Origin of the sequence: Duganella sp. BJB1802 (assembly GCF_013369445.1) — a bacterium.
Lineage (GTDB): Bacteria > Pseudomonadota > Gammaproteobacteria > Burkholderiales > Burkholderiaceae_D > Rugamonas > Rugamonas vulcania_A.
Map to the genome: position 1 here is coordinate 313,550 of NZ_JABWEF010000007.1, position 9,035 is coordinate 322,584.

The following is a 9,035-nucleotide window of genomic DNA, read 5'->3' on the forward strand; positions in this document are numbered from 1 at the left end:
GTGTCCGAATGTCAGACTTGACCCCAATATTATTTGGCGGGTTCGAGGACGGCGGCTTCGAATACCAGCTTCTTGTCTTCCACTCGGAACACGCCGATCAGCTCGCCCTCGCTGCCTTTGACGTCGGGGTATTGCGTGCAGGTCTGCGTTTCGACCTGCCATTGCTCCTTGCCGGCGCGTAGCGTCCAGACGTTGTCGCCGTTGGATAGCAACTCGATCTCCACATCGTCGGCCGGCATCTCGGCCAGCTCCACCCGGCGCAGGCAGTCCGGCAGGCGCTGCATGATCAGCTCGACGTTGCTGTCGCTGCTCCAGAAGTGCTTTTGCGCTCGGTGCAGCGTCAGCGCGTGGTTGCCGGTGCTACCGTCCGCGTAGTACGAGGCCGAGTCGTCGACGCAAGCCGTCAGCAGCAGGGAGGTCAGTACGATCAGGATCTTGCGCATGGGCCGTGGTTCCGTTGGGGGTGAGTGCCAGTGATTGCCGATCATTATAGCGGCCTCCACCATCAGCCTCGGTTTTGAAGAAGCCGACCACCGCCGCCAGCGCCGCCGCCTGCTCCTGCATGCTCTGCGACGCCGCTGCGGCCTGTTCCACCAGCGCCGCGTTCTGCTGCGTCACCTCGTCCATCTGCGCGATCGCCATGTTGATCTGCTCGATGCCCATGGTCTGCTCCTGGCTGGCCGAGGTGATCTCGCCCATGATGTCGGTCACGCGCTGGATGCTGGCGACGATGTCGCCCATGGTCTGCCCGGCCTCGCCGACCAGCCGCGAGCCGTCGTCGACGTTGGCCACCGAGGCCGAGATCAGCTCCTTGATTTCCTTGGCCGCCGCCGCGCTGCGCTGCGCCAGGTTGCGCACCTCGGACGCCACCACCGCGAAGCCGCGTCCCTGTTCGCCGGCCCGCGCCGCTTCCACCGCCGCGTTCAAGGCCAGGATGTTGGTCTGGAAGGCGATGCCGTCGATTACGCCGATGATGTCGACGATCTTGCGCGACGAGCTGTTGATGTTGCCCATGGTGCTCACCACCCGCGAGACGATGGTGCCGCCCTTGGTCGCCACCTCCGACGCGGTGCACGCCAGCGTGTTGGCCTGGCGCGCGTTGTCGGCGTTCTGCTTGACGGTGCTGGTCAGCTGCTCCATCGACGAGGCGGTCTGCTCCAGCGAACTGGCCTGTTCCTCGGTGCGGGTCGACAGGTGCAGGTTGCCGGCCGCGATTTCGTTCGACGCGGTGGCGATGGTGTCGGTGCCTTGCCGCACCTGGTTGACCACGTTGAGCAGTGTGTCGTTCATCGTCCGCAGCGCGCCCAGCAGGTGGCCCGTCTCGTCGCTGGTGCGGACCTCGATGTGCGACGACAAATCGCCCGACGCCACCGTCTCGGCCACGCCGACCGCCGCCGTCAACGGCACCGTGATCGAGCGGCTGATGAACCAGCCCACCGCGCAGCCGATCGCCATCGCCAGCGCGCCCAGGCCCACCAGCACTTTCTGCGCCGTGCCCAGCGCCGCCTCGACCTCGTCGCCGGCCTGCCTGGTCTGCGCGGTTTCGTAGGCGACGATATCGTCCAGCACCTTCTGCACATCCTTCAGCGTGGGGCCTGCCACCTGGGTCAGGTAGGTCATGGCCTCCTGAAGCTCGCCGTTCTTGCGCAGCTCGATCACCTTGTTGTTCTTGGCCGCGCCGGTCTTGAGCAGCTCGTCCAGCCTGGCCAGCATGGATTTCTCCTGGTCGTCGCGGACATGGTCGATGAGGATTTTTTTCGCTTCGCCGTAGCGCTTGCGCGACGCGGCTATCTTGTCCAGCTCGGCGCTGACCTCCTCCATGCTGGCGACCACGAGGGTGGTGGTCAGCGACAGCGTGATGCCGCGCACGTTGTCCAGCATGCGGTTGGCCGCATCCACTTTGACGTTCTTGTCGCCGATGATGTCCTGCGTGCGGTTGCCGATGCCGGTCATGGAGCTCAGGCCCAGAACGACAATGGCCACCAGCAGCGCCAGCACGATGCCGAAGCCCAGGCTGAGGCGGGTGCCGATTTTGAAGTGGTCGAATGACATAGCGATACTCCTCTCGTTGAGACGAAAAAAACGGGCATTCAAGAAAACTGGTTTCTCAAAGTGCCCGTTCCTGGCAGCCCTGCCGCGGCGCCTACGCCATCCGCGGCGCTGTGCGCTTAGAAGCGATAGCCGACGCCGACGCCTACCATCAGCGGATCAACCTTCACTCGGCTGACCTTGGCGCCGCTGATGAACACGTCGCTGCGGATCTGCACTTTCTTCACGTCGAAGTTGAGCGACCATTTCTTGTCGATCGCGTAGTCGACACCCGCTTGCAGCGCCAGGCCGAAGCTGTCATGTTCCAGGCCGCCCTTGCCGCCCAGCAGGTCCACTTTGGACATGGTGGTGTAGTTCACACCGGCGCCCAGGTAAGGCTTGAACTGGGTGCTGTTCACGAAGTGATATTGCAGCAGCAGCGTCGGTGGCAGGTGCTTGAAGGTACCGATCTTGGTGCCGTCCAGCGACACGTCGTGCTTTTGCGGATAGGTCAGGATCAGTTCGGCCGCCAGGTTGGGCGAGAAGAAGTAGGAAACGTCGAATTCTGGAATGGTCTTGTTGCTGACGGTCAGGCGGTCGGACGCGCCCACGCCGCCGACTGGATCGGATTTGTCCGCGGTATCCAGGTGCACGGCGCGCACACGCACCAGCCATGGGGTTTCTTCTGCCATCACGCTGCTGGCTGCAACCAGGCTCAGGGTGGCCAATACTGCTGCTGCTAAAGACTTGCTCATTTCAACCCTCTTTGTCGTTGTGAAGTAACGTAAGCAAGTCTATTGATGCAGAGCAGTAAAAACTTTGATGCAAGTCAAAATATAAAAAATTTCTCAAAACTGTGTAAGTAATCGCCACAGCGGCGCGACAGAGTCATGCAACACCTACCCAACTTACCTTTCCTGGAGAATCACATGAACCACATCACCCGCATCGCCGCCATGGCCGCCACCGTCGCCACCATGGCCATGTCCGCATCGGCCATCGCCGCCACCTCGACCGTCAGCGCCGACGACACCGTGCACTGCGCCGGCATCAACAGCTGCAAGGGCACCAGCGATTGCGCCACCGCCGAAAACGCCTGCAAGGGCCAGAACTCCTGCAAGGGCCACGGCTTCCTGGCCACCAAGGCCGGCGCCTGCTTCGCCAAAAAAGGCAAGATTGTCGATCTGGACAAGTAATCATTGATGCGGCGCCGGTCCCGCCGGCGCCATCTCCACCATGACACCTACATTGCCGTCGCCAGGTTACGGACTTGGCCTGCGCCCCGCGCACTACCCCGACATCATCGCCACGCCGCCCGCCGAAACCGGCATCGACTGGTTCGAGATCCTGTCCGAGAACTACATGGTCCCCGGCGGCAAGCCGCTGGCCATGCTCGACCGCATCCGCCGCGACTATCCGATGGTGATGCATGGCGTGTCGATGTCGATCGGCACGCCGCAAGGGCCGTCCGACGACTATCTGCGCGAGCTGAAAAAACTGATGCGGCGCGTCGAGCCGCTGTGGGTCTCGGACCACCTGTGCTGGACCGGCACGCACGGCGCCAACATGCACGACCTGTTCCCGCTGCCGTACACCGAGGAGGCCGTGGCCGTCGTGGTGCGCAACGTGCGGCGCGTGCAGGACTACCTGGAACGCCCGTTGTTGCTGGAGAACGTGTCGAGCTACCTGTCCTTCGAAGCGGACACCCTGCAGGAATGGGACTTCGTGGCCGCCGTGGCCGAGGAGTCCGACAGCCTGATCCTGCTGGACGTGAACAACGTCTACGTCAGCAGCGTCAACCACGGCTTCAATCCGATCACCTATCTGGACGCGCTGCCTGCGCGGCGCGTGCAGCAGATTCACCTGGCCGGCCACAGCGTGCAGGAAGGCTGCATCATCGACACCCACGACCAGGCGGTGGCCGATCCGGTGTGGGCCCTGTACGCGCAAGCCCTGCGCCGTTTCGGCAAAGTGGCGACGATGATCGAGCGCGACGACCACATCCCGCCGCTGCACGAACTGTCGGCCGAGCTGCAACGCGCGCGCGCCCTCGCGGAGGCCTTATGAACACGCTGGATCAAGTGCAGGGCGCCTTCCAGCGCTACATCCTGGCCGACGACGCGCCGAGCGCCATCCACGCCGCCGTGCGCGAGCAGTACGGCCTGAGCGCCAACGCTCGGCTGGCGATCTACCACCGCGCCTACCGCAGCCGTCTGCGGCAGACGCTGTGCGAGGCCTACGACAAGACCTGGACCTACATCGGCGACGATATGTTCGCCGAACTGGCCAACGGCTACATCGCCGAGCACCCGTCGCGGCACGCCAACCTGCGCTGGTTCGGCGGCGGCCTGGCCGCGCACGCGGCGGTGGTGCTGGCGGACTATCCCTTCATCGCCGAGCTGGCGGAACTGGAATGGTCGCTCAGCCTGGCCTTCGACGCGCAGGACACCACGCCGCTGGCCGCCGCCGACCTGGCGGACATACCGCCCGAAGCATGGAGCGAGCTGCGATTCGGCCTGCATCCATCGGTGCATCTGCTGGACATGCACTGGAACGCGGTCGCCCTGTGGCAGGCGCTGGCCGCCGGCGCCGAGCCGCCGGAACCGGAGCAATCGAACGGCGCCACGCACTGGCTGGTATGGCGCCAGGGCGAGCAGCCGCACTTCCGCTCACTGCCGGTGGTGGAGGCCGACGCCCTGTACCGCATCGCCGAGGGCGCGACCTTCGGCGAGGTCTGCGCCGCCGCAGGCGAGGAAGCGATGCTGGCGCTGGCGGGCTATCTGCAGCACTGGCTGGCGCAGGGACTGCTGTTCAAGCGCTAGCCAGCCACTCCTTGCAGGCCCGCCATTGGGCCTGCGTCTGCTCGGCCATCGCGGTGGCGGCGTTCAGCATCGGCTGGCGCCAGCCGTCGTCGCGGCCGTGGGCGATCAACTCGTCCGCACTGGCGGCGCCGCCCCGGCCCGCAGCACGCAGCTGGTCCCACGCCAGGTTGCAGCCCATGGTGGCGATTACCTCCTCCAGCCGGACCAGCTTCTTGCCCCACGCATCGAGCGCCACGCGGTCCTCCGACGGCTGCAGCCCGCGCAGCACGCACGAGCGGCCATCCAGCGCGACCGCGTGCAGGAAGGCGTGATCGACCGCCTGCATGCGCTGCTGCGCCGTCACCACGCGGCTTGCCTGGTCCGGCCACGCCGGCTGCGCGATCTTCCACGCGGCCAGGCGCGGCGCCAGCGCCGACGGTTTGCATTCCTTGATGTCGAGCAGATAGTTCCCGTCCGGCGAACCCTTGCCCTCGACCAGCACCACAAAGCGCATCAAGCCCAGACTGCCGGTGCCGGCGATGCGGCGCGCCGCGTCCAGCATGGTGTAGAACCCGGGCTGCTCCTGCTGCGCCGCGAAGCCCGGCAGGAAGGCGTCCAGCAGTTCGCGCTGGCCCGGCAGCAGCGGCAGCGCCTTCACGCCGTCCAGGTTCAGGCTGCGGCGCTGGCCCTTGCGCGTGGTGCGCTTGTCGAGGAAGTCGACGCGCTTGCGGTCCTGCAGATCGCACAGCAGGTCTTTGATGAGGCCCACGCTGGTTTCGCGCTCGACCCAGCGCGGCTTGCCGGTGGCCAGCGCGGTGCGGTAGGCGTCCAGGCAGCGCTCGCTCAACGCGGCCGCCTCGTTGGCCGACACGCGCAGCGCCTCGGCGCCGCACTGGATGCTGGTGAGCAGGCGCACCAGGTCCCAGCTGGCCGGTGCCAGTGCGCCTTCGTCGAAATCGTTTATATCGAAATAGACCTGGCGGTTGTCGCCCTTGTAGCTGCCGAAGTTTTCCACGTGCAGGTCGCCGCAGCTCCACGCCAGCGGCGCCTTGCGGAACAGCGGCTGGCCGGGCAGCAGCTCGTCGTAGAACAGGTGGTCGGCGCCGCGCAGGAACAGGAAGGCGCCTTGCGCCATCTTGCGATACTTCATGCGCAGCAGTTGCGGATCGCGGTCCTGGTTGTGGGTCTGCAGGGCGGCGATCAGTGCGTCGGTATTCATGAGGGAACTCCTAACGGTAGCGCGCCAGGATCTGGTCGATCACGCCCTCCCTGAGCATGGCGTCGATGACCCGGTTGGCGTCGGTGAACGGAACTTGCGATTTGCGCGAGAACGCGCACTGCGCCTTGTAGCTGGAGAACACCAGCTCCGGCCGCAGCTTCAGCGCGGGATGGACCCGCTGCAGATAGACCAGCGTGCTTTCGCCGGCCACCGTGTACGGCGTTTTACCGGCGATCATCTGCTGGACGTTGAGGTCCATGCTGGCCGAGTCGACGCGCGCGAAGCGCTTGCCCAGCACCTGCTCGATGCGCGGATAGCGGTAGCCGGCCACGGTGCCCACCGGCTTGTCCTTCAGGTCCTTGAGCGAGCGCAGGCGGGGCGCTTCGGCGCGCGCCACCACCAGTTCGGTGTCGGGCAGCAGCGGAGCGCTCCAGTCGTAGTCGCCGTCGATCCAGAACGGCAGCACGTAGCACATGGCGTCCGCGCGGCCGCTGGTGAGGGCGGGCGTCACACCGGGCACGTCGACGTTGAGGTAGACCGGGCGCAGGCCCAGGCGCTGCGCCAGCGCGTCCCCCACATCCTTGACGATGCCCCCGTCCAGCGCGCCATTGCTGAAGCGGACGATGGGCATGGTCTGGTCCAGCGGCGCCAGCATCACCAGTTCGCCCGGCCCGGCGTGCGCGGCCAGCGGCGACAGGGCCGCCATCAGAACGGAAAGCAGGGACAAAAAGGTTTTCGGCATCGCGTATTCCAGGGGCCCGGGAGACGGATCATTATAGACGCCGACGGGTTTAGAGTGCATCCTCTAATCCCGGCGGCCCACCTTTACCTTTTACGCCATTGTGCAAGAATGATCAGCACGAACTCATTGAACGGTAATAACAAAAACATCGTGTTCACCCCACTCGTTAGTGCCCTCGCGGCAAGCGCAGTACCCCTCCCCAACACCAGCCTTCCATTTGCCTGTCCGCGACGATAGCTGCGCCTGGCTGCTGCATCCCACAACTTTATCCACAACCGAAAGGTTCGTATGTTTACCCTGCTTGGCAGTGAAGTAACCGTTGTCGTCTGCATTCTCGTCATCGCCGCCCTGATCAAGTTTTCCGGGGCCATCAAGTACATCCCCAACGACCGCGTCGGGGTCATCGAAAAACTCTGGAGCTCGTCCGGCTCTGTGCAGAACGGCCTGCTCGCGCTGAACGGCGAGGCCGGCCTGCAACCTGAGCTGCGCCGAGGCGGCTTCCACTTCTTCGCGCCGTTCCAGTACCGCGTGCACATCCATCCGATGGTGTCGGTCACGCAGGGCACCATCGCCTACGTGTTCGCCCGCGACGGCCTCGACCTGCCGGCCGGCCAGACGCTGGCCGACAACTCGCGCATCGTCGACTTCCGCAACGTGCGCGACTTCCTGCGCGACGGCGGCCAGAAAGGCCCGCAGCGCATGGTGCTGCGCGAAGGTACCCACATCATCAACCCCGCGCTGTTCGTCGTGATGACGGAGGAGACCACCTATTCGATGTCGCTCGACGCGCTGGAAAAAGCCTACTACCAGCAGATGCGCGGCGTGCTCGACGAGCGCGGCGGCTTCAAGCCGGTGGTGATCAAGGAAGTGACCGGCTCGCACGACTCCGACCAGCTGGCCGTGGTGACGGTGCAGGACGGCCCCGGCCTGCTCAAGGACGAGCTGCTGGCGCCCGATGTCGGCGACAGCCACAACGCCTTCCAGGAGCCGGAGAAGTTCCTCGCCGCCGGCGGCCGCCGTGGCCGCCAGGAGCGCGTGCTGGTCGAGGGCACCTACTTCATCAACCGCCTGTTCGCGACGGTGGAGTTCATCAAGAAGACCATCATCCCGGTCGGCTTCGTCGGCGTGGTGGTGTCGTACACGGGTCGCGTGGGCACCGATTTGTCGGGCACCGAATACTCGCACGGCGAGCTGGTGGAGACCGGCTGCCGTGGCGTGTGGCGCGACGCGCTGATGCCGGGCAAATACGCCTTCAACACCTACGCCGGCAAGATCGAGCTGGTGCCGACCACCAACTTCGTGCTGATGTGGAAGTCCGGCGAGAGCGGCTCCAACTTCGACAAGAACCTGCGCGAGATCACCCTGATCACCAAGGATGCGTTCGAGCCGCAGCTGCCGCTGTCGGTGGTGGTGCACATCGACTACCGCAAGGCGCCGATGGTGGTGCAGCGCTTCGGCAACGTGGCGCAGCTGGTTGAGCAGACGCTGGACCCTATGGTGTCGTCGTACTTCAAGAACGTCTCGCAGACCAAGACCTTCATCGACCTGATCCAGTCGCGCAGCGAGCTGCAGAACAACGCCTCGACCGACATGAAGCAGCGCTTCCAGGCCTACTCGCTGGAATTCCAGGAGGTGCTGATCGGCACGCCGAAACCCCAGCCCGGCGACAACAAGATCGAGGACATCATGGCCCAGCTGCGCGACCGCCAGATCGCCCGCGAGCAGGTCGAAACCTTCGCGCAGAAGCAGATCGCGGCCGACAAGCAGCGCGAACTGAACGAGGCCGAACAGCGCGCCGCCAAGCAGAAGGAGCTGACCGGTTCGCTGGTGGACATCTCGATCAAGGAGAACCAGGGTTCGGCCAACGTCAAGGCCGCCGAGAAGCGCCGCCAGGAAATCGAGGCGCTGGCCCAGGCCGACAAGTTCCGCCAGGAGATGGAAGGCGCCGGCCGCGCCTCGGCGATCCGCTCGGTGGGCGAGGCGGAGGCGGCGGCCATCCAGGCCAAGTCCGAGGCGATGCAGGGCGAGGGCGCGGACAAGCAGCTGATGCAGACCGTGATGCTGCGCCTGGCCGAAGCGTTTGAAACGGCCAAGGTGCCGCTGGTGCCGCAGGTGCAGATGGGCGGCGGCGACAGCAACGCCTTTGGCACGCTGATGGGCCTGATGAGCGCGATGAAGGCCGGCGAGCTGACCCAGTCCATCAACGACAAGGGCTGACCGTGGCGGCGCGCGCGGAGGGCACCCC

9 protein-coding genes are annotated in these 9,035 nt (G+C 65.3%); 4 read left to right on the forward strand and 5 right to left on the reverse strand.

Annotated elements, in window-relative coordinates; genetic code table 11:
• Positions 1–29: 29 nt before the first annotated feature.
• From HUX88_RS13925 to HUX88_RS13935, 3 genes are all read right to left on the reverse strand, one after another.
• Positions 30–443: a hypothetical protein gene (locus HUX88_RS13925; protein WP_117015652.1), complete on the reverse strand. Its 414-nt coding sequence runs from the start codon at positions 441–443 to the stop codon at positions 30–32.
• Positions 361–2,052: a methyl-accepting chemotaxis protein gene (locus HUX88_RS13930; protein WP_176362147.1), complete on the reverse strand. Its 1,692-nt coding sequence runs from the start codon at positions 2,050–2,052 to the stop codon at positions 361–363. Before HUX88_RS13930 ends, HUX88_RS13925 begins: the two co-directional genes overlap by 83 nt.
• Positions 2,053–2,168: 116 nt before the next feature.
• Positions 2,169–2,783 (reverse strand): OmpW family protein, encoded by a 615-nt coding sequence (locus HUX88_RS13935; protein WP_161089749.1) that lies wholly within the window; start codon positions 2,781–2,783, stop codon positions 2,169–2,171.
• A gap of 174 nt (positions 2,784–2,957) precedes the next feature.
• Between HUX88_RS13935 and HUX88_RS13940 the strand changes: the two genes are divergently transcribed.
• The 3 genes from HUX88_RS13940 to HUX88_RS13950 are packed head-to-tail and all read left to right on the forward strand — an operon-like array spanning position 2,958 to position 4,850.
• Positions 2,958–3,224, forward strand: a complete 267-nt coding sequence (locus HUX88_RS13940) for a hypothetical protein (RefSeq protein WP_117015655.1) — start codon at positions 2,958–2,960, stop codon at positions 3,222–3,224.
• A gap of 40 nt (positions 3,225–3,264) precedes the next feature.
• Positions 3,265–4,095, forward strand: a complete 831-nt coding sequence (locus HUX88_RS13945) for a DUF692 domain-containing protein (protein WP_176362148.1) — start codon at positions 3,265–3,267, stop codon at positions 4,093–4,095.
• Positions 4,092–4,850: a DUF2063 domain-containing protein gene (locus tag HUX88_RS13950; protein WP_176362149.1), complete on the forward strand. Its 759-nt coding sequence runs from the start codon at positions 4,092–4,094 to the stop codon at positions 4,848–4,850. Before HUX88_RS13945 ends, HUX88_RS13950 begins: the two co-directional genes overlap by 4 nt.
• Here the strand turns inward: HUX88_RS13950 and HUX88_RS13955 are convergent.
• The gene (locus HUX88_RS13955) at positions 4,840–6,048 is read right to left on the reverse strand and encodes a DUF2252 domain-containing protein (protein WP_176362150.1); all 1,209 of its coding nucleotides are present in this window, start codon (positions 6,046–6,048) and stop codon (positions 4,840–4,842) included. The two genes, HUX88_RS13950 and HUX88_RS13955, sit on opposite strands and share 11 nt — an antisense overlap.
• Positions 6,049–6,058: 10 nt before the next feature.
• Complete coding sequence (locus tag HUX88_RS13960; protein ID WP_176362151.1) at positions 6,059–6,790, reverse strand: ABC transporter substrate-binding protein; 732 nt, start codon at positions 6,788–6,790, stop codon at positions 6,059–6,061.
• A 288-nt stretch (positions 6,791–7,078) separates the two neighbouring features.
• On the opposite strand from HUX88_RS13960, the gene HUX88_RS13965 reads away from it, so the two are divergent.
• Positions 7,079–9,007 carry an SPFH domain-containing protein gene (locus tag HUX88_RS13965; RefSeq protein WP_176362152.1) on the forward strand — a complete coding sequence of 643 codons (1,929 nt, stop codon included), beginning with the start codon at positions 7,079–7,081 and terminating at the stop codon, positions 9,005–9,007.
• Positions 9,008–9,035: the final 28 nt, after the last annotated feature.